19 protein-coding genes and 2 pseudogenes are annotated in these 24544 nt (G+C 48.3%); 8 read left to right on the top strand and 13 right to left on the bottom strand.

Translation table 11 applies throughout. The annotated features are described in order from the left end of the window. Positions 1 to 52 precede the first annotated feature (52 nt). A pseudogene (locus tag QOT07_RS18450) lies at positions 53 to 1163 on the bottom strand (IS3 family transposase). Between the two features lie 278 nt (positions 1164 to 1441). On the opposite strand from QOT07_RS18450, the gene QOT07_RS18445 reads away from it, so the two are divergent. The 3 genes from QOT07_RS18445 (at position 1442) to QOT07_RS18435 (ending at position 5962) form a co-directional block, all read left to right on the top strand. Then, positions 1442 to 2335, top strand: a complete 894-nt coding sequence (locus QOT07_RS18445; RefSeq protein WP_099062571.1) for a HamA C-terminal domain-containing protein — start codon at positions 1442 to 1444, stop codon at positions 2333 to 2335. 5 nt (positions 2336 to 2340) lie between these two features. Beyond that, positions 2341 to 4929, top strand: a complete 2589-nt coding sequence (locus QOT07_RS18440; protein ID WP_283603712.1) for a DEAD/DEAH box helicase — start codon at positions 2341 to 2343, stop codon at positions 4927 to 4929. Between the two features lie 709 nt (positions 4930 to 5638). After that, complete coding sequence (locus QOT07_RS18435) at positions 5639 to 5962, top strand: EAL domain-containing protein (protein WP_099062568.1); 324 nt, start codon at positions 5639 to 5641, stop codon at positions 5960 to 5962. Positions 5963 to 5982: 20 nt separating this feature from the next. On the opposite strand, the gene QOT07_RS18430 is transcribed toward QOT07_RS18435, so the two are convergent. Genes QOT07_RS18430 through QOT07_RS18420 form a run of 3 tightly spaced genes read right to left on the bottom strand, consistent with a single transcriptional unit; the run spans position 5983 to position 7690 of the window. Continuing rightward, positions 5983 to 6576 carry a DUF4326 domain-containing protein gene (locus QOT07_RS18430; RefSeq protein WP_099062567.1) on the bottom strand — a complete coding sequence of 198 codons (594 nt, stop codon included), beginning with the start codon at positions 6574 to 6576 and terminating at the stop codon, positions 5983 to 5985. Further along, positions 6573 to 7010: a DUF488 domain-containing protein gene (locus QOT07_RS18425; RefSeq protein ID WP_099062566.1), complete on the bottom strand. Its 438-nt coding sequence runs from the start codon at positions 7008 to 7010 to the stop codon at positions 6573 to 6575. Before QOT07_RS18425 ends, QOT07_RS18430 begins: the two co-directional genes overlap by 4 nt. Further along, the gene (locus QOT07_RS18420; RefSeq protein WP_157765434.1) at positions 7007 to 7690 is read right to left on the bottom strand and encodes a dual OB domain-containing protein; all 684 of its coding nucleotides are present in this window, start codon (positions 7688 to 7690) and stop codon (positions 7007 to 7009) included. The genes QOT07_RS18425 and QOT07_RS18420 overlap by 4 nt, the downstream gene beginning before the upstream one ends. A 169-nt stretch (positions 7691 to 7859) precedes the next feature. Here QOT07_RS18420 and QOT07_RS18415 point away from each other — a divergent pair. Together QOT07_RS18415 and QOT07_RS18410 are read left to right on the top strand one after the other, a co-directional pair. Then, positions 7860 to 8969: pseudogene (locus QOT07_RS18415) on the top strand (IS3 family transposase). Between the two features lie 638 nt (positions 8970 to 9607). Continuing rightward, the gene (locus QOT07_RS18410; RefSeq protein ID WP_099062565.1) at positions 9608 to 10033 is read left to right on the top strand and encodes a GNAT family N-acetyltransferase; all 426 of its coding nucleotides are present in this window, start codon (positions 9608 to 9610) and stop codon (positions 10031 to 10033) included. 15 nt (positions 10034 to 10048) lie between these two features. Here the strand turns inward: QOT07_RS18410 and QOT07_RS18405 are convergent, their stop codons facing one another. The 6 genes from QOT07_RS18405 to yncE form a co-directional block, all read right to left on the bottom strand. After that, the gene (locus QOT07_RS18405; protein WP_099062564.1) at positions 10049 to 10654 is read right to left on the bottom strand and encodes a GNAT family N-acetyltransferase; all 606 of its coding nucleotides are present in this window, start codon (positions 10652 to 10654) and stop codon (positions 10049 to 10051) included. Positions 10655 to 10678: 24 nt separating this feature from the next. Further along, complete coding sequence (locus tag QOT07_RS18400) at positions 10679 to 10999, bottom strand: isochorismate lyase (protein ID WP_099062563.1); 321 nt, start codon at positions 10997 to 10999, stop codon at positions 10679 to 10681. Between the two features lie 23 nt (positions 11000 to 11022). Then, positions 11023 to 11454, bottom strand: coding sequence for a GNAT family N-acetyltransferase (locus QOT07_RS18395; RefSeq protein WP_099062562.1), 432 nt, complete (start codon positions 11452 to 11454; stop codon positions 11023 to 11025). 11 nt (positions 11455 to 11465) lie between these two features. Next, positions 11466 to 11945: a tetratricopeptide repeat protein gene (locus QOT07_RS18390; RefSeq protein WP_099062561.1), complete on the bottom strand. Its 480-nt coding sequence runs from the start codon at positions 11943 to 11945 to the stop codon at positions 11466 to 11468. A 256-nt stretch (positions 11946 to 12201) separates the two neighbouring features. Beyond that, positions 12202 to 14373 (bottom strand): TonB-dependent siderophore receptor, encoded by a 2172-nt coding sequence (locus tag QOT07_RS18385; protein ID WP_283603711.1) that lies wholly within the window; start codon positions 14371 to 14373, stop codon positions 12202 to 12204. Between the two features lie 8 nt (positions 14374 to 14381). Next, a complete protein-coding gene (gene yncE, locus QOT07_RS18380; RefSeq protein WP_283603710.1) occupies positions 14382 to 15452 on the bottom strand; it encodes a 7-bladed beta-propeller protein YncE in 1071 nt (356 codons plus the stop codon). 395 nt (positions 15453 to 15847) lie between these two features. Here yncE and QOT07_RS18375 point away from each other — a divergent pair, with 395 nt between their 5' ends. Together QOT07_RS18375 and ypfM are read left to right on the top strand one after the other, a co-directional pair. Next, entirely contained in the window at positions 15848 to 17887 is a 2040-nt protein-coding gene (locus tag QOT07_RS18375; RefSeq protein ID WP_099062559.1) for a TonB-dependent receptor domain-containing protein, read from the top strand. A 238-nt stretch (positions 17888 to 18125) separates the two neighbouring features. Continuing rightward, positions 18126 to 18185: a protein YpfM gene (ypfM, locus tag QOT07_RS18370; protein ID WP_112349006.1), complete on the top strand. Its 60-nt coding sequence runs from the start codon at positions 18126 to 18128 to the stop codon at positions 18183 to 18185. Between the two features lie 120 nt (positions 18186 to 18305). Here ypfM and acrD read toward each other — a convergent pair whose 3' ends face one another. After that, positions 18306 to 21443, bottom strand: coding sequence for a multidrug efflux RND transporter permease AcrD (acrD, locus tag QOT07_RS18365; protein WP_099062558.1), 3138 nt, complete (start codon positions 21441 to 21443; stop codon positions 18306 to 18308). Between the two features lie 281 nt (positions 21444 to 21724). Here acrD and QOT07_RS18360 point away from each other — a divergent pair, with 281 nt between their 5' ends. Then, on the top strand, positions 21725 to 22003 hold the full coding sequence (locus tag QOT07_RS18360; RefSeq protein WP_099062557.1) for a winged helix-turn-helix domain-containing protein: 279 nt from the start codon (positions 21725 to 21727) through the stop codon (positions 22001 to 22003). A 26-nt stretch (positions 22004 to 22029) separates the two neighbouring features. Here the strand turns inward: QOT07_RS18360 and narL are convergent, their stop codons facing one another. Both narL and narQ read right to left on the bottom strand, forming a co-directional pair. After that, on the bottom strand, positions 22030 to 22662 hold the full coding sequence (narL, locus tag QOT07_RS18355; protein ID WP_085118079.1) for a two-component system response regulator NarL: 633 nt from the start codon (positions 22660 to 22662) through the stop codon (positions 22030 to 22032). Between the two features lie 161 nt (positions 22663 to 22823). Then, a complete protein-coding gene (gene narQ, locus QOT07_RS18350) occupies positions 22824 to 24506 on the bottom strand; it encodes a nitrate/nitrite two-component system sensor histidine kinase NarQ (RefSeq protein ID WP_283603709.1) in 1683 nt (560 codons plus the stop codon). Positions 24507 to 24544: the final 38 nt, after the last annotated feature.

Below are 24544 nucleotides of genomic sequence, written 5' to 3'. Positions count from 1 at the left end.
AGGGGGTAAACCTGACTAAAACGCATTTGGTGAACGTGTAAGTATCCCAGCTTTAGTTCCACGCACTTTTTGGGGTTTCCGGTTTATCTGCCATCAGCCGATATTCTTCCGGCATCAGGTTATTCAGGGACTCATGAGGTCGCTTGCTGTTGTACTCAGTCAGCCAGCGTTCCGTTATTTCCCGTGCTTCATTCAGTGTTCTGAACAGATAAAAATCCAGTATTTCGGTCCGGTACGTCCGGTTAAAACGTTCGATAAATGCGTTTTGCGTCGGTTTGCCTGGCTTGATAAATTCCAGCATCACTCCGTGGTCTTCAGCCCATTGTGCCAGAGCCAGCGATATCAGTTCCGGCCCGTTATCCATCCGCATCTTCAACGGATATCCACGGTTTGCAACTATCCTGTCCAGCACCCTGACAACCCGTTGGGCCGGGATATTCAGGTCAATGTCGATGGCCAGAGCCTCACGGTTAAAATCATCCACAACGTTGAAGGTCCGAAAACGTCGGCCACATGTCAGGGCATCGTGCATAAAATCAATCGACCAGCTTTGGTTGAGTGCTTCCGGCGTTGCCAGCGGAGCCGGATTGCGCACCGGCAGGCGTTGTTTACCCTTACGGCGAAAATTCAGTTTTAGCTGGCAGTAAATCCGGTGCACGCGCTTATGGTTCCAGATATTGCCCTGCCTGCGAAGTACCTGAAAAACTTCTTAAATCCGTATCGTGGATAGCGTTCAGCCGCCATGGTCAGCGCCATGATAACCGGCTCATCACGTCGCGTATCCGGCTGATAACGAAATACCGTCCTGCTCAGCGACAATGTCCTACATGCCTGGCGTAAGCTCATGGCAAACTGCGCGGTCAGATAGCTGACCAGCTCACGCTTTATCGCTGGTTTTAAAGCTTTTTTTCAATGACGTCTTTCAGTGCGTGGCACTCGAGACTCAGGTCCGCAAACATCTGTTTCAGCCGGCGGTTTTCATCCTCAAGGTCTTTCATCTTTTTGATATCAGAGGCTTCCATACCGCCGAACTTTGCTTTCCAGTTGTAGTAAGAGGCCTCAGAGATCCCGGCCTCGCGGCAGACGTCTTTAACGGTGCGTCCGGCTTCGACGGACTTCAGAACGGCGATGATCTGGTGTTCGGTGAATCGTGCTTTGCGCATGGCGATCTCCTCCAGGGACATAGTCAGTATGTCGGAAGATCTCTAAAAGTGAATGGTTCGTTTTGCAGGGATACTTACAAACGAAGCTACAACGTTTTAGAGTTACTAAGTTGCAGTGCTTGCATAGGGGTACTGCACTAAGTCAAAAAATCGCCTATTAACTTGATGAAACAGACTTGACTGTGTTTTTATACAGTATGTATACTATGACCATGAAATCGACAACTAGAGGTATGCGTGTTAAATTTTATCCATGATAACAAAAGGGTATTGTGGAAATGTTGCTACCAATACGAGTCAACAAACGATTTCTTAATTTATTTAGAACATTACAGTTAGATCGGTCACCTCAGCAATCAACAATAAATTTGCATGTACTTAATATTGAAAGTAATAGTTTTATATACCAAAAGTTAGTTGATGAACTACGAGAGTTAATTGTTGGCTATGTTCATTCTAATCGAAGGTTAGCAGAATTCGATAAAAATCATCCAAGATTTAGTCCTAAACCATATTTAGAGGCAATTCGGAAATTTCGGAATTATACATCTAATGAAGGTGAGCTTGGTGAATTGCTACTATATGCATTTCTTGAGTCAGGTTTAAATGCACCTAAATTGTTGTCTAAAATGGAGTTAAAAACTGATGCGAATGACTATATTAAAGGGTCTGATGGTATACATCTCTTAGAAGTAGGCAACGATTATCAATTAATTTTTGGTGAGTCTAAAATGTATGCAAACTTACTAGACGGTGCCCGCGAAGCATTTGACTCTATTGCAGAGTTTAAACTTAACGGTTTAGGGTTTGAAAGAGGTTTAATTGATACTCATGTAATAAATGAAATGGTTACAGAAGAAGGGTATGAAACAATCAAATCTATTTTACTCCCCTCAGGAGATAATGGCCCAGATCTCGATTTGTCTTTTGGTGTTTTTCTAGGTTTTGAACTATCTATTGATGATGTTCAGTTATCCATGAAAAATAGTGAATTTAGAGAATGGATATACTCCGTTGTGCAACAAAATGCATCCAGAGTAATTGATACCATTCAAAAGAGAATTATAAAGCATAAGCTATTTGGTCATGATTTTCATATTTACATAGTTCCATTTACGGATATAGATATTACCCGAAAGAAACTAATTCAAGAAATGCTAACGGTTGGGTGAGAGTTATGAATGAAGAAGGTATTATAAAAAAAATTCCACTAGCAGAGCGTTTGTCAGTGGATGCTTATGAGAGTGATTACTTCAAAGAAATTCACACATATATATCAATGATATATGATGATTGTTTGTTTAACAATAATGAGCAGGATATAATAGATGTAATTGACATGTCAAAAATTGAACATGCTTTGCGTTTTGCGGACATACTATCACACTCTCTATCAGAAAAACATCGCTCTAGTTCATTTGAAATAATAAGTAAAATAGCTACATTCCAATCAAATAATCCTTATTTCAAAATGATTGGGTCAGCCGTAATCAACCGCTTAGGCGTATTCGCTGCGGACAATCTAATATCGCAAGGTGTACAATTACCTTTAGATCGTGAGGTTGAGTCTGCGGTAAAAAAAACCATCCAAAAGACTAGTGTCGATGGTTTATATTTTACAGACAGGCAATATGAACTTTATCAATCCTTGATTAGCTCAAATAATTTAAGCTTTGCAGGTCCTACATCAATGGGGAAATCATTTGTTATCAATGAATACATAAAACATATTGTCATTAATGAAGATTGTAAAAAAATTGTGCTTATGGTCCCTACCAGAGCACTAATCAGTCAGAATACATTAAAGCTGAAGAACGAGCTTAGGAATGAGATTAATAAAAATCGTTATAGATTAATTACTACCTCCTATATGTTAAGAGGTGGTGTTGATAATGGTGGGGGGTATATTTTCGTACTAACTCCTGAACGATTAGTTAGTTTAATTAGTTCATCTCCTAAAATGAAAATTGATTATATTTTTGTAGATGAAGCTCAGAAGCTTACAACAAAAAATGACACGAGAAGTCTTGTTACATATTCAGCTATTGAACAGGCTTTAAATTTAAATATTAATGCGAAATTATTTTTTTCATCACCAAACTTATCAAATCCCGAGGTGTTTAACAAACTATTCGATAGAGAAAATGCTGCGACATATAGAAGCATTGAAGGTGCTACTGCACAAAATTTATATTTTATTGATTTGTTAGAGCAGAATTTCAGTTATGTAGGTGGAAATAGTTTAACAAAAATAAAAAATATAAATGAAAGATATGCTTCTGCTAATGATCTTATATATAAAATCAACAAAGGTAAAAGTAAAATAATTTATTCTGGAGGTATAGATAATACACTGTTACGGACAAGAGAGTTTTTGAATTATATTAAAAAAACAAAGCAAGCAAAGAGACTCTATAATTCTGATCTTGCCTCGCAAATTAGAGAGTTTGTACACAATGGATATGAATTGGCCGAAGCCATAGAATATGGTATTGCATTTCATTTTGGTAACTTACCGCAAGCAATTCGTGACCTTATTGAACATCATTTTAGAAAAGGGAATATAGAATATCTATTCTGCACATCAACATTGCTGGAAGGCGTAAATTTACCGGCACGTTCAATATTCATTCTAACATCTAAGAAAGGAAACAGCCACTTTGAGTCAGTTGATTTTTGGAATCTTGCAGGTAGAGCTGGAAGGTTAGCTATGGAGTTGGCAGGAGATATTTTCTGTGTAAAAGATGAAAGCAAAACATGGACAGATAATGCAATAAAAAAATTAATTCTATCAGATAAAAATAGTATAGAGTTAATTCCAAGTTTCTATATAAATGATAAGAAAAGTATTGATTCATTAAAACAGATAATTACAACTGGTTCCACAGATGGCATTAAGAATAGTGAGTTTCTAAGAACCCTAGGGGACATGGTTAGAATAGATACCTTAAGGACTGATGGGGTTAATAATCTTCCACTTATTAACTACTTTAGGGATAATGGTAATAGCGATATTTTACATCATGCTTTAAAGAGTACTAATGACCTCAATATCCCTCTAAATATTTTACTAGCCAACAGCCATATTGCTATTAACTCTCAATATAATGCCTTTAATAAAATAAAAAATTATTCTATCGATGAACTGAAGTTATCATGGAATCCTACGCATGATGATATAAAAGGAAAGTTAGAGCTAATATTTGAACTTTATCAAATAGAAAAATATAGTAAAGGGTTGAATCGCCTTAACTCTAAATCAATAACCTACTACGCTGTTATTTTATCCAAATGGATGCATGGTAACTCTTTAAGTGAAATTATAGCTGATACAATATATTACTATAAATCAAATGGAAGGGAATTGTATTTTTCTAATGGAGTTCGTGAGCTATTTGATTCCAGTAACCCTACGCATATTACCAAGTTAGTAAATGATACTATAAAGGACATTGAGTTGAAGGTCGGTTATCAACTCCAAAATTACATTTCACATTACTGTCAGCTTCTATCGCTAATATTTGAGAACAATCCTGGGGCTAATTGGTCCCAGTTCATTGAGTTTGGATCGAATGATCCAGTTGTTTGGCAATTGCAATTTATGGGGTTCTCAAGACATTGTGCAGTCTTCTTGAAAAAGAATTTCTCTCGTCATTTAAAATATGATCCTGAAAGCTCACAATTAAACATTGCTAACATAGATGGAATTAAATCAAAAGTGATGCAAAACCAATTGTATTGGCTTGAGATTCAGGCATTACTTTAAATGTTTTTTAATTTATTATATGCTCTATCTTTCGTTCAGATGCCCAGTTTTTTAATTACGGAAAGTAGAGCTATGATTTAAATGGTTTTTATTATTTAAATGTATTAATAAAAATATCATTTCCGTAATTAATACCTTTAACATTACTTATCTTTATATTTTCAAATATCAAATATCAAATATCAAATATCAAATATCAAATATCAAATATCAAATATCAAATATCAAATATCAAATATCAAATACCAAATACCAAATACCAAATACCAAATACCCAAATTATTCATTATTAAAATTGAAAGTTTAAGGGGTTACATACGAATATTAAAAGTAGAGCGTTTTTATCTGCATTAGTTTTTAGCTGACCTGCTTGGTATAATCAATCATCAGTACATTAAAAATCAGGATAGCCAGAGATGATTACTCAATACTTTGCTCAACCTGTAATGAGCACAGATCAGAAGTTGTTAGGGGGTGAAATAATGCAGGATTGGATTATCCACGAAAAAACTTATTTTATTGACGTAATATATTTTATTACCAATGGCGAAGCATTTCTCAAAGAAAAAAACTGTTATGTTCCCTCAGTATCGATTCCAGTACTGTATTAATTTTGAAGCACGATACATACATTCTGACTTTGTTGAAATTAATGCCATGCAGTTAATTTTATGGTATCAGAGGGGATATAAAAAATGAGCAGGGGGTAATGAATCCAGAATTGAAATCACTTTCACATAGTAGCAATGCTATTTCCCTTAATTATCTTGGCGCTGGGAGTGTAAATCTACTAACTTATGTTAGTACCATATTTGAAGTGGTTAAGATCGATAAAATCCTGTTCAGTACTCAATTCTACAGGAACAGCTTTCCAGTATTACTAAAGGATATAATTAAGTATTGCCCTAGGATTATCGTATCCGGCGTATTTGATACTGAGTTATTGCAGCACTTGAAGGAATGGGGCGTTTGGGGTGTACAAGGGGATTTGTACAAATCAGCACTACTGCAAGATGCGAGTGGTTTAATTTGAGGTTACTTAGTAACCTGCGTTTATTCACCATCATCTAATTTATTGAGATATTCAGCAAGAACATCCCCGTGGCATGCGTATGGTTTACAATGGCAGCCTAAAGTATGTCCTCTTAAAAGCCTAAGCTTTTCATTAAAATCATCTCCTCCACGTAAAAAACCACGGTTAAAATCATAAGCAAATTTTCGGATGACTTCATCACGGTCGCCGTCTTGACCTATTGCATACGGATTCCCCCATAAAGTTCCGCGTCCAATATAAGTATCAAAATGTTCATCTTTGTCTTTATTTGAGACGAATGTTATTTTGTCTTGAATATATCTGACTGGTATTTTCTCTGAAAGATATGATTTAACAGTTGTGAATTCTGGGGAATAGATAGAATCAAAAATTACCGCATGAGTTAGTTTTTTATCTTGAATAACACTACTAAGTACATCATCGTCAAGATGTTTTAATAATTTTGAATCGAAGTGATTACTAATAAGACTTGCTGGATCAGCAAAGTATAGAATTTGGTAATCATCCAGTGCTGAAAGTATTTTAGTAAGTTTTCTTTCAAACTTACCAGCAGATACAAAGTTTGGATGATACATTATCAGTACTTTCATCATATCAAATGCTTAACCTCGAAGTCAGTATCCCAGTGATCATTCAAATATTCTATCACAAGACGTCGATGGCAGTGATGAGGTTTATGCTCGCTGCATAGTAAGCAGCTGTTTTTAATGAGTTCTTTGTCAATTCTTTCAATGTTTCTTTGGGCCATAAGGTTTAAAAAATTATTTTCATAAGTTTCCCAAGGAATGTTACCTTTTTTATAGGGATCTAACATTTCTTTTGTTGGAGCTAGATCTGGCACATGCACATAATCGATATTGCAAATTTCTTTAAGGAAATATTTTAGATCATTTTTCTTGGAGAAACCTGCAAGTTGCGAAATATTATTTAACCTAACATCTATTAATGTGGAGATTTTCTGTGACTTCATAAGATTAAAGAATTTTTCTGCTGATTTCTCAGTGAATCCTATCGAATATACTTTCATTCTTGTACCTCATATATAGCAGCTGCTATTTTCCAATAATAGCCTAAGTGTTCTCCACCTAGACTTACTACCAGATAACAATTATTAATTTCATACTCACCATTTCTGTGATTTGCGTATTGCTCTAAGATCATAGCATCAGTCAAAGAGAACATATATTCGACACTGTTGTAGTAGAATCTAGCTCTTACTTTTCTTTGAGGATTATCGAACGCTTCCCCTTCAGTTGCAATATGAACGAATAATCTTGTAGGCCGAATAAAATAGAGTGAATCACGAGATGTTCTAACTATACCTACAGGTACTTTGTCATTAATTCCATTAGTACTATGCAGTCCATTTTCCCAAAGAGAAGTAGGTCTTTGTAGCAATGGGCTTAAATATTCATGTGCTTGTAAATAATTTCCTACGTGTGTCCATTTTGCATCGTGAGTGAACAGCATGTTTTCCTTCTGCATTGGATGATTTTGAGCTGTCGTAAAATCAATTTGTACAACACTGAGTTTATTTGCTGTGTGTTGATTAAGGCAAATTCTATCTGAATCATGAACTTGCCCCTCACCGTTTAAGCAGACAGGGCGTACCCAACCTTGTGCTCGGTTATCAACTATTTCTATTCCTGCAACGCAACGGCCTCCAGGACGGTATGAACATGCTAAAAGAATCAATTTTTTTAACATTATTTTTTCTCGAGAAATTTTTAATAATTATGTTGTGATATATGAATAAACTCAATTGAATTTAATATATGTATTTCGATTTTGTGATCCACCTTGTGTGACCTGCTCCTCGTTGATTAGTACACCCAGATGTTAGCAATGTCTTCATAAGCGACATGAGGACATCCCCGTGAAGAAGCGTTTTTCCGACCAACAGATCAATCAGTATTCTCCGAGAGGCTGAAACCGGGGTTTCTGCCCGTGAACTCAGCCGCAAGCATGTGAGCTCCGACGCCACGTTTTACACCTGGCGTAAAAAGTATGGTGGTATGGAGGTGCCCGAGGTTAAGCGTCTGAAGTCGCTTGAGGAGGAGAACGTTCGACTCAAGAAGCTGCTTGTCGAAGCCATGCAGGATAAGGAGGTACTTCAGGTGGTTCTGGGCCGAAAGTACTGACGACAGACCAGAAGCGGGAAGCAGTGGTGTTGATGTGTGATGCGACCAATCTGTCGCAACGTCGTGCCTGCAGGCTAACGGGTTTGTCCCTGTCGGCCTGCTGTTACGAAGCGTAGCGTCCAGTGTCGGATGCGCATTTATCAGGATGCATCACCGAACTGGCACTGGAGCGTAGGCGTTTTGGCTACCGCCGCATCTCAGCTGCTGCGCCACGAAGGGCTTCATGTTAATCACAAGCGAGTGTAACGGCTTTGTCATCTCAGTGGTCTGGGTGTACAGCGCAGACGACGTCGTAAAGGGTTGGTAACAGAACGTTTGCCGCTGCTCCGCCCAGCGGCTCTTAATCTGACCTGGTCGATGGATTTTGCGATGGATGCGCTGGCCACCGGTCGCAGGATAAAGTGCCTGACCTGTGTGGACGACTTCACGAAGGAGTGCCTGACGGTAACCGTTGCCTTTGGGATTTCTAGCGTTCAGGTCTCGCGTATTCTCGACAGCATTGCGCTGTTTCGCGGCTATCCGGCGACGACCAGGGGGCGGAGTTTACCAGCGGAGCGCTTAACCAGTAGGCTTACGAACAAGGCGTGGAGCTGCGGCTTTTCCAGCTAGGTAAGCCGACATAGAATGGATTTATTTAGAGTTTTAACGGACGCTTTCGCGATGAATGCCTGAATGAACATTGGTTCAGCGAGATCAGCCATGCCAGGAAAATCATCAGTGAATGGCGTAAAGATTATAACGAGTGCCGCACACACTCCACGCTCAATTATCAGACACCGTCTGAATTTACGGCGGGCTGGAGAACGGGTAATTCTGAGAGTGAAAGATCCGACATTACTAACTGAGCGTTGTATCTAATCCTGAGGGCAGGCCAATAATCAGTAATACCTCTCTAGATGAAATGAGAGCTAAGTACTTCTAATTTTTTTTGAAATCTTGATGTGATTATGAGAGAAGATAAAAACTTGAAATTTACAGAACAAATGTGTAAATAACTTATCGGTTTATAAGGATAATTATCAAAAATTGATTTTGACGCGTTAGAGCGTGATGGAGTCATAAAAAAGTTAGAGACGGGTATGAGGTTCTTAAACATAGTCAATTACCAGAAATTGTTCATAAGTTACGTAAGTCCTTAACACCGACCAAAGGTGGTTCCAAACTCATAATTTTTAAGCCGCCACAGTCATTTCTCAATTTGTCTAAAAAATGAGTACAAAACTAATCTCCGATGCCCTTATCCATCGAATGGTTAAGTGCATTTTTTCACTCATTAATATAAAAAATCAAAAGGGTAGTTATTGATTTTTTTGATTACATCTAATGAAAGCCAGCGACCAGCATGCCGAAAAATGGCGGGGAGTTCCACCGTACAATGGTCTGAAAGGCAGGGGAAAGCTGAAAAAATGCCGATCGCGTTTATTACGCTGCTTTTTTGCTAATCTCACTGTGCTACTGAGCAACCCTACATAAGAAGAAGATCATGGAAAATTACCGAATCGAAGTCACCGAAAGCGCCATCGACGAAATAGAAGCGCTGATTGCAGAAGGGCTGAATCAATATAACGATGAAGTGACCGGCACCAACGATCGTCGCCCGTTAGCGGTAGTGGTGAGAGACCCGATCAGCGGCGAAGTGCTGGGCGGTATTAGCGGGCGTTCATCGTTGGGTATGTTGTTTGTCGATCTGTTTTATCTGCCAAAATCGCTGCGTGGTTCAGGGCTGGGCAGTGAGTTGCTGCGTCGCTTTGAGCTGGAAGGGCGACGCAGGGGCTGCGTTTCCGCCGTGCTGTACACCATCAGCTTTCAGGCACCGAAGTTTTATGAGTTGAACGGCTGGACGAGCTTTGGCGAAGTGCCCTGTCTGCCGGCAGGTACCAGCAGGATCTTTATGATGAAGACGTTGTAGATTACTGGCCAGAAATCATTCTCTGGCCTGACGTAATTTATAACTCAGGCTTTTTTTCACCATCGGCCATTCGTGGTCGATGATGGAAAAAACCACCGTATCCCGATAGCTACCATCTGCATTTTTCTGGTGATTTCTCAGTACGCCGTCTTGCTTGGCACCCAGGCGCGCTATCGCCGTTCTGGAAACATGATTATGCCAATGGGTGCGAAATTCAACGGCAATCACCGCCAGGGATTCAAACAGATAACTGAGCAACAACAATTTGCACTCGGTGTTAACGGCGGTTTTTTGATGGCTTTTGGCATACCAGGTGTAGCCAATTTCAACGCGACGGTTTTGTCCGTCGGCATGACAAACCCGAGTGGTGCCGATAATTTTTTGCGTGGCGTTATGCACCACAACGAACGGTAATGCTCGCCCGGCTGCCTGTTCACTTAAAGCCAGGCTGATATAGTCTTCTACGGTGTCTTCATTGGGTACCGAGGTAAACCAAAGTTCCCAGAGACGGCCGTCGGTAGCCGCTTCAACCAGCTGTGACGCATGCTCTTTCCGTAATGGGATAAGGCTGATGCTTTCGCTTTTCAGTTCGGTTTCCATTAGCCAGGATAAGTCAGCCATGTTCTGTTGATTTCCTCATTGAGTTTACTTTTCGCCCTGATCCTGGGACCAATGTTTCATTTCTTCGCTGATAAAATAATTAACCAGATCGCGATACATGTTCTCTATCACCTCCGGGCTTAAACCTTGCTCATCGGCCCAGACTCGTCTTTGCAGCAGCATGGCCTCAAAGCGTTCTTTGGCGCGTACCGCATCGGGGCTGGTCTTGAATTTGGCCGCAGCCTTCACGTAGGCGAAGCGTTGGGCGATCAGCTTGATAATGCTTTCGTCCATCATGTCTATTTCAGCGCGAATATCATTCATGTTCGCACAGTCCTGCGGAGACAGCCGGTTTTCAATAAGCAATGGGGAGTTCCTTTAAGGTTTTTTCAGCGGATATAACCATTTTGCTGCAGTCGCTCTAAAGCCGCGCTATCGGCATAGACCATGCCGGTGGTCAGCTCACGGAAGTGGTATTTTTTGTAGAACTCCAGCTTGTCGGGCACCGAGTAGATAAACACTTTGCCGAGCGGGGCCAAATCCTGCATGACCCGATCCATCAACTGACGTCCCAAACCCTGGCCCTGAAAGTCTGGATGCAGAGCCACGTCGGCCAGATAGGCAACTGAAGTCATATCGCTAATGGCGTGGGCGGTGGCGATCAGCCGGTCATCCAGGTAGCCCCAGTAGCAAAATTGGCTGTGCTGATAAACGCGCTGCAGAACCTGCGAGTCACGCTGGCCCAATCCGGCGGCTTCCAGTAGCCCGGCCAACTGTAGCCAGTCGACGCCGTAGCGGTTCGGGTCGGTCACGATTTCCATGTTGACCTCGCTTAGCCAATCCGGTCCAGATCGGCGGCGTATTGACGGATCGCACGCTGGTAGCTGCTGATGTCGCTATGCGAAGAGGTTTCAGCCAGCAGCAACAGCAAATCCGCGACCGCTTGTTTGGTTTCACCCAGGTTGTACAGCGTCATGGCGCGGAACAGGGTAAGTTCTTTGGCCTGTGGGAACTCGCTCAGCCCTTCGTCGAAGGCGGCCAGCGATTGTTGATACAGGCCGAGCGCCCGGTAGGTACTGCCCAGGCCAAGCCAGGCTTCCTGGCGTTGCGTTGCCGACAAATTGCGCGCCAGTGCCGCGAGGTAACTGGGGATCGCCTGCTGCTCAAAGCCCTGAACGTCATACAGGCAAGCCAATTGGTAGTGCAGGGCGGCGTCTTCCGGTTGTTGCAGTAACTGTTGTTGCGCCAGTTCGGTCGCTTCCTGATAGCGGCCCAACTCTTTCAATTGTTCGATGGTCAGCGTAGGGGACATCACATGGCCTTAGGTGAGTAGGGTTTTTGTACCTTTTGCACGCTACTACGGAAGAATTCATCGCACAAGGGGTATAGGCATTGCTGAGGGAAGGTTGGCCCCGCGATCCGGGGCCGGTTTTTGCTGTCAAAGTTGTCTTTTAGCCCTAGATACCCGGGCCTAGCGCACCGAGGGGCGCTCCGGCAGCTAAAGCTGCTACGACCCCTTCGGCACGCTCCCCATAATAACTGGCTTTTCAACGGGTTACTGTAGATAATCAGAACTCGTGTTTGAGCGTCAGCATGAAGTTACGCGGCTCGCCATAGTTGCGGGTACTGTAGAAATTAACCTGTGAGTAGTATTTCTGGTCGAAAACGTTGTTCAGGTTAAGTTGCACCGCAGTTTGCGGCGTCAGCCTGTAACGCGCCATCGCATCGACCAGAACGTAAGACCCTTGTTCGGCTTTGCGATTGACCATTTCACCGTTATTGGCCCCGTTAACGTTGGCGTAAACCTTGCTCTGCCAGCGTGCGCCGCCGCCCAGCGTCAGGTCGCGCAAGGCACCCGTCAGTTGGTAGGTGGTGAACAGGTTGATGCGGGTACGCGGCTGCTCGGTGTTGAGATCGACCTTATCCTTGTCCTTCAATGAGAAGTGGGTAATGCCAAACTGTGCGTTCCAGCCCTGTGCCAGTTCACCGTTCAGTTCGAACTCAACGCCTTTGCTGGTGGCGCCCTGGCTCTCATGATAGGTCTGCTGCAGCCAGTCCAGATTGCTGGTGTCTTCGTCCAGCACACCCAGATTGTCCTGCGTGATGCGGAATGCCGACAGCGACAGGTTGAGCCGCTCATTGAGTAACGCAGCTTTAATGCCCACTTCCTTATTCACCCCTTCGATCGGCGCCAGGTAGTGGCCGCTGCTGTCGAGATAGTTCTGATCCTTGAAGATGTTGGTGTAGCTGGCATAGGCAGAGACCTGATCGGTCAGCTTATAGACCGTGCCAACGAATGGGGTGACTTTGTTCGCGGTGCTGGTGGTGGTGTTTTTAAAGCTGTTGAAGCGAGCGCCGAGTATCAGATCCAGACGGTCGGTGACCGAAAAGTCAGCACTGCTGTAGAAGCCGATTTGCCGCGTACGGTAATCCATTTGCGGCATTTTGTCTGACCACTCGGGGTCGCCCAGGCCGCCGTTCCAATCCAGCAGGCTGCCGCTAAACAGTTGTGAGGTGCTGGCGCTACGATAGGTGCTGTAGCTGTGTTGCCAGGCAGAGGAACTGCCCACCACAAATTTGTGATTGCGGCCCAGCAGGTCGAAATCACCGTTCAGCTTCAGGTCTACCGCATGTTGATCCCGGTAGCCTTCATAGCGCCCGGCATAAGGGCTGGAAGGTTTCACTGCCCAGGTATCCGGATCAATCAGCCCGCCAAGACTCATCGCCATTTTTGCATCGAAGACCTGCCGACTGTGGGTGTAGTTGGCCACGCCTTTCCAGCTGTTCTCGAACTGGTGCTCCAGCGTAGCGAACTGAGTGCTGAGCGTGGTGTCCCAGCTCGACCAGTCAGAAGCGCCGCTATAGTGGCGATCCCAATTGATCTCGCTGCCGTCGCTGAACCAGCCGGTTGGCAGGGCACCGCCCCAGGTGGAGGCTTTAGGCCGGTTTTGCTGATAATCCGCCCCCAGTCGCAGCAAGGTCTCGCTACTCAGATCGGCTTCCAGCGTGCCATAGAGGGTGCCTTTGCGTTCCTGATGCCTGTCCATAAATGAGTGGCTGCGCTCGCCGGCGGCGGCGATGCGCACCCTGACGGTGCCTTCGTCATTGAGCGGTGTGCCGACATCGACCGTAGTGCGGTAGTGATCCCAGGAACCGGCGGAGAGTTCGACGCGGGCAAAAGGAGAAAGGCTGGAAGCTTTCTTTCTGACCAGGTTGATGGCCGCGCCCGGATTACCGACGCCGTTCAGCAGGCCGGCGGCCCCCCTGACGATCTCGACGTGATCCAGTGTGATCGAGTCAATTTCCGACTCACCGCCGGAATAACCCGAATCAAAGAAGGTGGGAACACCGTCATATTGATAGTTATCGACGCTAAAACCGCGGTAATTGAACGAGGAGCGTTCGCTGTCGTAGTTGCTCTCACTGACACCGGTGGACCAGCGCAGGATATCCTTTAGCGAATACGCGTTGATATCGTCAATTTGCTGGCGGGTGATAACCGCGACCGACTGCGGCGTATTCTTGATACTCAGCGGCAAGCCGGTGGCGGTGCTCATCTGACTGGTGGTGTAGGAACCGGTGTTTTCAGTGCTGCCGTCCTCGCTTAACGGCGAAGCGACCACCTCCAGGGTTTCTTCTTTCTGTGGGCGGGGAGCCTGCCCGGTTCCCGCCGCCTGTACCACCATGACCGGCAGGCACAGCAGTACCCCGCCGGAAAGGCGGATCATAAAACTAGCCATGACCTGCCTCACAATCCGCCGAGATTAATCTTGAGCAGATAGTCCTGCTTTTTCTCCATCTCTTCCTTGGATTGCTTGATGCTGGCGAAGAGGGTATTGCCATCGGCAGAAAGCGCCAGGCTGTTAGGCAAAGCGTGGGTGGCGATGCTGTTTTTGACCTGGTAGCTGTTGCTGTCAACGATGCTGATGCGTTTGGCCTCGCGGTGAGTGATGTAGATCTCGCTGCGTGCCGGATTGAACAGCACCGCCAGTGAGTTGTTCACGTCAATCTGGTGCAGGATTTTGCCGCTGTTGACATCGACTACCAGCACGTTAGGCAGGTCGGGGTCGGTGAGGAAGGCGCGACCGGTTTTGCTGTCCAGGCTGATGTTAAGGAAGAAGTGTTTCTTGGCGGGTTCGACCACCAGGCGATTGAGGATCTGGTGGCTGTTGGCGTCCAGGGTAATCAGTTCGCCGCCGCCATTAACACAGTAGATGCGGCCACGTTCGGTATCCAGGGCAAGGCCGGTAGGGTATTCGCCGACGTCGTTCAGGGTGGCAATTTTTTCCCGCTTGGCGGTATCGATCACCCACAGCACACCTTTCTTGGACGTGCCAGAGACATACAAACGCTGATTTTTCTTATCAAGCACCATTTCACGCGTCGGGACGAACTGGTCTTCTTTCATGCTTTCACTGAGCTGGATGGTCGCGAGTTCTTTACCGCTCTGGGTATCGATCATGGTTACTGAACCGTCCACGGTGTTGCCGATGTACAGGACATGCCGTTCTTCATCCAGCGCGGTGGCGAAGGCACGACGTTGGGTGACGATTTTCCCATCTGTAGCCAGCGTGGCCGGATTGATACGGTAAACAATCCCGCTGTTTTTTCCTTTGGCGAATGAAGGCGTAGAAGCGGCAAACAAGGTGCTGTTTTGTCCATCAAATGCCAACTCATACAGGCCGTATCCCACCGGTTTGGCCTGGAAATGGCTTTCTGGCAGCTCAGCGGCCAGCGTTGAACAAGACAGCAGCAGCATGGCGGAGGTCAGTGCGCTGAAAGAGAAACCTTTGCCTGGGGTGAACAGGTGCAACTTCATATACATTCCTTTACATCAGTTTACGATTTAAGGATGCTAATGATATTGATAATTAATATCAATATCATTTAATTAATCATATGAAGATATGTATTTTTCTTATTGAAAAATAAGTAAATATTTAAAATAACCCCATGATATGTCCGCATTGCGCGATCTTGTTCCCCGCGATTTTTGTTGTTGTAATAATTTTCATTTCGTTTTAATGCGAATGATTATCCGCTATATTCGCCGTCAATCGTGAAGGATTGTAAATAAAAATACCATCAGCAGCGGTTATCCGCTGGCGTACAGAGCGAGTTGGCTAAGGCCATCGATCTCCTGCTGCGTCAGCCATTTTTGGACGCTTTGCGGGCTACATCACCTATCGGAAACCGGTTTTATTAGGAATGGTTATGAGTGTTAAACAATACATGGGAAAACGCAGCGTAATGGCCAAAGCGATGGCTCTGGCATTGATTATTGCCCCTCAGGCTTACGCGCAGGAAGGGGAGGCAGAACAGAAAAATAACGCCTCCCAGGAAGACCAACTGGTGGTCACCGCCTCCGGATTCAAGCAGAACAAGAAATACGCCCCGGCCAGCATTTCGGTAATCGATCGCAAGGCGCTCGAGAAGCAGAACAGCCGCGATGTGGCCGAAGCGGTTCAGGATATTTCGGGGGTGTCTGTCAGCAACGGTGCTGGCACTGAGGTGTCCGGCGACGTCATGATCCGCGGTATGGACTCGAGTTACACCTCGTTCATGGTCAACAGCATTAAGCAGAATACCGGCGAATCCCGTCCCTATGGCCAGAATGTTGGCACCGAAGCCGGCTTTTTACCGCCGTTGGCGGCCATCGATCGTATTGAGGTGATCCGCGGCCCGATGTCATCGCTGTACGGCTCGGACTCCATCGGCGGCGTGGTCAACGTCATCACCAAAAAACCGTTTGGCGTACGGGAATGGATGGGCTCGATTGCCGCAAACAGTTTCCTGCAACAGCATCAGGAGTTCGGTAATACCCAACAGACCAACCTGTTCCTGATGGGGCCGCTGATACCCGATGTTCTGGGGCTCAGCCTGTCGGCGGATTACCTCGATCGCCGTGAGGACGAAAAACCCAACTCGTTCAGCAAGAACAACAAAAAGTCGCTCGACATGACGCTCGGTTTTGCCGCCAATGAGACCAACCTGTTCGACCTGAACCTGGTGAAAGGGGAGAAAAAACGCAGCCGGACGGAGAAAGGCGGTGGCACCCCTTGGGGCTGGGATTTTGATCGTGACGCCCTGAGCCTGACCCACTCGGGTTGGTATGCGGAAGATAGCATCGCCACCACCAGTTATTTTCAATACGAAAAAGGCGAATCAACCTTCCACACCAGCACGTTGGCACCACAGCATATCCAGACCGAGAATTACGTGCTGAATAGCCAGGCCAAGCTAAGCCTGGGTGAGCACAACCTGACCCTCGGCGCCAACTACAGCCGTGAAACGCTGAATGACGATTTCTATGCCGACAACAAACGGGCGCCGGGCATCGATCCCGTCACCAAAATTTCGCGCGACGGCTGGGCGCTGTTCGCCGAAGGGCAGTGGAACATTGAAGATTTCTCGCTGACCACCTCGGCACGTATGGATCGGGACAATTACTTTGGCACCCACATTAGCCCGAAACTTTACGGCAACTGGATCCTCGATTCAGCCTGGGCACTGAAGGGCGGCGTCTCTTCCGGCTATAAAAAACCGTCGCTGCGGGAAAACTCCGATCAATTCATTACGCCGCGTGGCAGCAACCCGCCTTATCCCTATCTGTCGGTGGGCAACAGCGAGTTGAAGCCGGAAACCAGCCTGAATACCGAACTGGGGCTGTACTGGAACAACAATCGCGATCTCTCCTTTGACGGCACGGTGTTTTATACCGACTTCAAGGACAAGATCGCGGAGGTGAATATCTGTGAGGCGAGTGCCAACCATCCCTGCGTGGTTAACGGTTATAACGCCGAATCGATCGATAAGTATTTCAATATTGGCAAGGCCAATGTTTACGGTGTCGAACTTAACGCAGACTGGCAGGCGACAGACAGTCTGAATCTCAGTGCCAACTACACCTTCAACAAGAGCGAGCAGAAAAACGGTGTCAATAAGGGCTATGCGCTAAATGACTTCCCAAAACACATGGCTAACTTATCCGCCAAGTGGGCTGCGGCATCGGCGCTGGACGTCTGGTCCAAGGTCAATTATCGCAGCCGCAACGAGGAGACCGGCGACCATACCCGCTACGGAGCTTACGCTTTGCTGGATGCCGGGGTGATTTACCACTTCGACAAGCACACCCAGGTGATGGCGGGCGTGTATAACATTTTCGATAGCGCGCCAAAACGCACCACCAGTTGGGGGGAATATCCGCAGCTGGAGGGCCGTCGTTATAACCTCGGCTTACGCGTCGATTTCTAAGTTTTGCTGAGTCAATAGCCCGGCCGTTTGCTAACAGCGGCCGGGTTAGATCTTTTCTGCGTTGGCTTGGACGGATTAAGATCGGAAGGGAATAGCCGGGATTATCGATTGATCAGATAAATACGAAAATGTGCACTATCCCCGGTTTTCGCGGCTGGCATCGTTCCCAACCCCCTTCACTTGCTCAAAAAACAGGCGTAGAATTCGCTTCGTCTATTAATTGAGGTTGTAAATTATTATGGTTGATCGTGAGTTAGGAAACTGGAAAGACTTCATCGAAGAGATGTTGGGTAACTGACACTGCGTTGAGGCTGAAAACAAGGTTGGTTGATTTGTCGGTAATTGAAGCACCTTGGGAACGAGACTCTCGTTCGAGATAAAGCAGCATCGGTTTCCCGACGCTGCTTTTTTTTGCCTGCTATTCTGCGCTGTCTTGCGGTTTGGCCGCCCTGGAGGGTTTACCCGGGAAGCGGCGACGAACCAGCACAAAGAACAGCGGTACGAAGAATATCGCCAGCAGGGTAGCGGAAATCATGCCGCCCATTACGCCGGTGCCTACTGCATGCTGGCTGCCTGAGCCGGCACCGCTGCTGATGGTCATCGGCAGTACACCGAAGATAAAGGCCAGTGAGGTCATCAGAATCGGCCGCAGACGCATGCGCGAGGCTTCCAGCGTCGCCGCCATCAAATCCTGGCCTTTTTGATTTAGCTCGTTGGCGAATTCGACGATCAAAATGGCGTTCTTCGCCGACAGCCCGATAATGGTCAGCATCCCCACCTGGAAGTAAACGTCATTCTCCAGCCCGCGCAGCCAGGTCGCCGCAACGGCACCAATCAGGCCGAGGGGTACCACCAGCATCACCGAGAACGGAATCGACCAGCTCTCATACAGCGCCGCCAGGCACAGGAACACCACCAGCAGCGAGATGGCGTACAGCGCCGGTGCCTGGGAACCGGACAGGCGTTCCTGATAGGACATGGCGGTCCATTCCAGGCCGAAACCGGTCGGTAACTGGCTGACAATTTTCTCCATTTCGATCATTGCCGTACCGCTGCTGACGCCTTCTGCCGCCTCACCAACAATCTCCAGCGCCGAGTTGCCGTTATAACGCTCCAGACGTGGGGAACCGTACTCCCAATGAGAGGTGGCGAAAGCGGTGAACGGCACCATACCGCCCGCGCTGTTGCGCACGAACCATTTATCGATGTCGCCAGGCAACATGCGGAACGGCGCGGCAGCCTGCACATAAACTTTTTTCACCCGACCACGGTCGACGAAGTCGTTGACGTAGGTTGAACCCCAGGCGGTCGACAGCGTGTTGTTGATGTCATCGATAGAAACCCCCAGCGCCTGAGCCTTGCGTTGGTCAATATCAATCTGCAATTGCGGGCTGTCATCCAGACCATTGTGGCGTACCCGGGACAGCAGTGGATTGGCGGCGGCCAGTTGCAGCAGTTGATCGCGCGCTGCCATCAGTTTTTCGTGACCCAGCCCGGCATGATCTTCCAGTTCCATATCGAAACCGGAGGAGTTACCCAGCCCGGTGATCGCCGGTGGGCTGCTGGCAATCACCCGCGCCTCGTTAATCTTGTTAAATTCGTGGGTGGCGCGATTGATGATATCGAAAGAGCTGTTGGCACCCGAGGTGCGCAGATCCCAGTCTTTCAACCGAATAAACATACGCGCCACGTTTTGCCCGTTACCGCCAGGCCCGGCGCCGATGGTGGAAAACACCGACAGCACGTCCTGCTTCTCTTTGGTCAGGAAGTATTGCTCAACTTTTTCCACCACCTTGGTGGTCTGCTGCTGGGTCGATCCCGGCGGCAACTGCACCTGTACGGTGAACACTCCACGGTCTTCCTGCGGCAGGAACGAGGTTGGCAGCTTGATAAACAGCAACGCCATGCCCCCCAGCAGCAGCAGGTAAATCACCATATAGCGGGTGCTTGCGTGCAGAACCCGTGCCACACCGCGCTCGTAGCGATCGGCGTTGCGGTTGAACATGCGGTTAAACCAGCCGAAGAAGCCGCGTTTGCCGTGATGGTGACCTTTGGCGATCGGTTTGAGCAGGGTCGCGCACAGGGCAGGGGTCAGGATCATCGCCACCAGCACGGACAGCACCATGGCAGAAACAATGGTGATCGAGAACTGGCGGTAGATGGCACCGGTGGTGCCGCCGAAGAACGCCATCGGGATAAACACCGCCGACAGCACCATGGCGATACCGACCAACGCACTCTGGATCTGCCCCATGGATTTTCGTGTGGCATCCCGGGGCGACAGGCCTTCTTCGCTCATCACACGTTCGACGTTTTCCACCACCACGATGGCGTCATCCACCAGCAGCCCGATGGCCAGCACCATGGCGAACATGGTCAGGGTATTGATACTGAATCCGCAGGCCGAAAGAATGGCAAAGGTGCCCATCAGCACCACCGGCACGGCAATGGTCGGGATCAGCGTGGCACGGAAGTTCTGCAGGAACAGATACATCACCAGGAACACCAGCAAAATGGCTTCCAGCAGGGTTTTTACCACGTCTTTGATTGAGGCTTTAACGAACGGAGTCGTCTCGTAGGCGACCTTCGCCTCCAGCCCGTGCGGGAAATACTGTGACAGCTCGGCAATTTTGTCTTTCACCAACTGGTCGGTTTGCAGTTCGTTGGCACCGGAGGCCAGCTTGATGTTCATGCCGGCGGCTTGCATGCCGTTATAGCGACTGAGATAGTCATAGTTCTCGCCGCCCAGCTCGATGGTGGAAACATCACCCAATGTCACCAGTGAACCGTCCTGGTTGACCCGCAGGGTGATTTGTTTGAACTGTTCCGGCGTTTGTAGCTGAGACTGGGCGTTGATGGTGGCGTTGAGTGCCTGTTTATCCACGGACGGTGTGCCGCCGAGCTGACCGACGGCCACCTGGGCGTTCTGTGATTTGATCGCGGTAACCACGTCCTGGGTGGTGAGCTGGTAGCTGTTGAGCTTGTTGGCATCGAGCCAAATACGCATGGCATATTGCGAACCGTAAACGTCCATGCTGCCCACGCCGTTGATGCGGCTGAGTGGATCCTGCAGGTTGGAAACGATGTAATCGGCAATGTCCTGCTTGTCCATGCTGCCGTCGGTGGAGACAAAGGCCACCATCATCAGCGTGGTGTCGCCGGATTTCGAGACCGTCACGCCCTGGGTTTGCACGGCCTGTGGCAGTCGCTTAATCGCCGCCTGCAGCTGGTTTTGCACCTGCTGCATCGCCTCGTTGGGATCGGTGCCGGCCTCAAAGGTCAGCGTTACCGTGGCACGCCCGGTGTTGGTACTCTGCGACGACATGTACATCATGTTGTCCAGACCGGTCATGTTCTGTTCGATAATCTGGGTGACGGTGTTTTCCAGCGTTTGCGCCGAGGCTCCGGGGTAGTTGGCACTAATGCGCACGTTCGGCGGTGCCAGGTTCGGGTACTGTTCTACCGGTAAGGAAGAAATCGCCAAGGCGCCGGTCAGGCAAAGAATAATTGCCAGAACCCAGGCGAAAATCGGGCGATCAATAAAAAAATTGGCCATGCAGCGCGAACCTCGTTATGACTTGTTCTATCTTTAAGACGCATCGGAATTGCGTTTATCAGCGGCTGGGAAGGATTCCGGCGCTTATGCACTTTACTCGGGTAGGGGGAGTAAAGCGTGGAGAAAAAAAGGAGATAATGTAAATAACGGTAGTAGAAACCTGCAATGGTGCTGCTATTGCTGTTAATTACGCCATTAAGACAAATTTATTACTATCAAGGGCCTGACCGATCAGGGTTCACGGGAAATCATCAGGACTCATATTAAAGCAGGAGCAAGGCATGGAAATTAACCCGGTATTTGCCCGCCGTCTTTATCTGTGCTGGCTGATCAGCCACAGCGAACGGCCCAACGTGCCACGACTGATGGAGTTGACCGGCTGGCCGCGCCGTACTCTGCAGGACGTGTTGAAAGCCTTGCCAGGTCTGGGGGTAGAGTTGCAGTTTGTTCAGCAGGGTGTGCGTAATAACGACGGTTTCTACCAGCTGGAAAATTGGGGGCCGATCAACAAGGGCTGGGTTAACCAGCACCATCAGACGCTGCTCGCCGCCATTGAATAAAGCCTCCCCGGCGTGCCGGGGAAGTATTAATGACTCTTGTGCTCCAGATACATCACCGTGGCCGCCACGCGTGAACGCACGTCCAGCTTGCGTAGCATGTTGCGGATATGCACTTTTACCGTCTCTTCAGAAATGTGCAATTGCGCCGCTACCTGTTTATTGGACAGGCCGCGCGCCACTTCCTGTAACACGTCCAGCTCGCGTTCGGTCAGTTCGGCAAAGGGATCGTGCTGTTCGCTGCGGGATGAAAGATAGTCCGCCACCGCGTCGCTGATCACGTTCTGTCCTTCCGCCGCCGCGCGAATGTGTTCCAGCAACTGTTCCGGTTCACTGTCTTTCAGCAGGTAGCCGTCGGCACCGGCGTCGATCAACGCATACACGTCGTTGCGTGAGTCTGACACCGTCAGCACGATGATGCGGGCATCCACGCCTTCATTGCGCAGCGCTTTCAGCGTGTCCAGACCGGATAAACCTTTCATATTCAGATCGAGCAGAATGACGTCCGGTGCGTGTTGCAGCGCAAGCGTAATGGCTTCGTTACCGTTACTGGCTTCTGCCAGCACGGTAAACAGCGGATCCAGCCCCAGCAGTTGTTTGATTCCGCGGCGCATCAGCGGGTGGTCGTCGACGATCATCACTCGGTAATTCTTCATCACCATGAAATATGCTCCCTGTAGCGAGTAAAGCCACTCAAACGCGCTGTGCAGCACGCTTCACAGTGGGACAGACTCTTATAAAATAGTGGCAATTAGCGCCCCGGACATCCTGAAATGACCGTTAGACTTCGCTAAACCGTAACGAAGGGTGAACAGTCCTGATTTTATGGCGGGAATGTCAGACGGACTTCCGTGCCGTCCGGCTCACCCCGCTGGATGCGCAACGTTCCTCCCAGTCGCGCAGCGCGTTCGCTCATGATGGTCAGGCCATAGTGGCCTTCAGGTTCATTCAGGCTGGCAATGCCGCAGCCGTCGTCAGCAATGCTGATACTGTTATCCCCCTCGGCCGTCATTTCGCAGCGAATCACGATTTCCTGTGCTCCGGCATGTTTGATGGCGTTGAGCACCGCTTCGCGCACAATCTGCAGCGCATGCACCTGCTGCTGGGCATTGAGCGCCTGGGAAGAAAGCCGACAGTGTAACTGAATCCGTGCGTCGGTAAGAACCTTTAATGGCGCCAGCAACTGCTGCAGCGCGGTGTTCAAATCGGCCTCCTGAATGTTGAGGCGGAAGGTGGTCAGCAACTCGCGCAACTGACGATAGGCATCGGCCAGCGCCTGGTCAAAATCGGTAATGATCTCTTGGGCTTCAGGGGCACTGCCCGCCAGTTTGCGCTTGAGCAGGGTTAACTGAATACGCAGGAATGACAGGGCCTGTGCCAGAGAATCGTGCAGCTCCCGGGCGATGGTGGCGCGTTCTTCCATCAGCAAGAATTGCATATGCTGTTTCTGCGCCCGGTTAAAATAAACCCCTCGACTCAGCATGTTGGCCACGCTTTGCATCAGATGTGGGTGTGGCGGATGATCCTGATGCTGCCAGCTCAGTTCACCCAGCGGTTTGTCGCCCTGGATGATGGTCAACGATTGCCACGCCAGCGTCGGCGAAGGGCTACCGCTGCGCAATTGCCATTCGCTGAGGTTGTCCGCCACGTTTAGCCGGATGCAGTGCAAATCTTCGCTTTGGCGCACGATATGCAGGATCTGTTCGAATGCCTGCTGGTCTATCTGCCGCACGCTCAACGCTTGCGAGCAGTTGTACAGCACCTCCAGCGTCTTGTTCGCCTGTTGCAGCCGCTGGGTTTTTAACTGCACTTTCTGCTCCAGCGAGTTATATAACTTGGCCAGATCGCCCGACATGGCGGTAAAGGCCTGCGACAGTACCCCGAGTTCGTTCGGCAGGGCGGTATCCAGCGGCGGGTGGTTAAAGTCCCGCTGTTGCACGCGCTGGCTGGCATCTACCAGGTGTTTCAGCGGTGCCACGACCTGACGGCGCATAAAACGGATGCAAAACAGCACCAGGCCGATAATGGCGATAAAGCCCAGCACGCTAATGGCCGCCACGATGGTAAGTTTCAGCTCGGAATAACGCTGTAGCGCCAACACAAAATGGTCAATCTGGTTAACATAGCCGGCGATATTGGCCTGATAGTCGACCGACTGGCCGGCCCGGATCTGCTGCGCCAGCGGTTGCCAGGCATGCTGCAGCGACAGGTACTTTTCCCGCACCTCCTCGGGCACGTAAAAACGGTCCAGCTTTTGTAATGCCGGGGCCTGCAGCGATTGCTGATACTGCAACAGGTGCTGCTCCAGCTCCGGAGCCGGGCGGGTGAGATCGTAGGCCAGCCGGTAGCTCTGCATGCGCAGTGAACCGGCAATGTTAACCGCTTCGGCGTCGCGCAGGCTGTCAGCAACGGTGGTCAGCGCCAGCCCGGTGGAGAGCACGGACAAAATTACAATGCAAAACAGCGCCTTGGCCAGGCTGCTGGTCACTGAACGTTTAACAAGCAATCATGCATCCTTTTCTGGTGGGCGATGAGCATCGCCGG

The organism is Serratia proteamaculans, from assembly GCF_949794035.1.
Lineage (GTDB): Bacteria > Pseudomonadota > Gammaproteobacteria > Enterobacterales > Enterobacteriaceae > Serratia > Serratia proteamaculans.
Note: the sequence above shows the minus strand (reverse complement) of the source record. Positions and strands in the feature narration are given on the sequence as shown.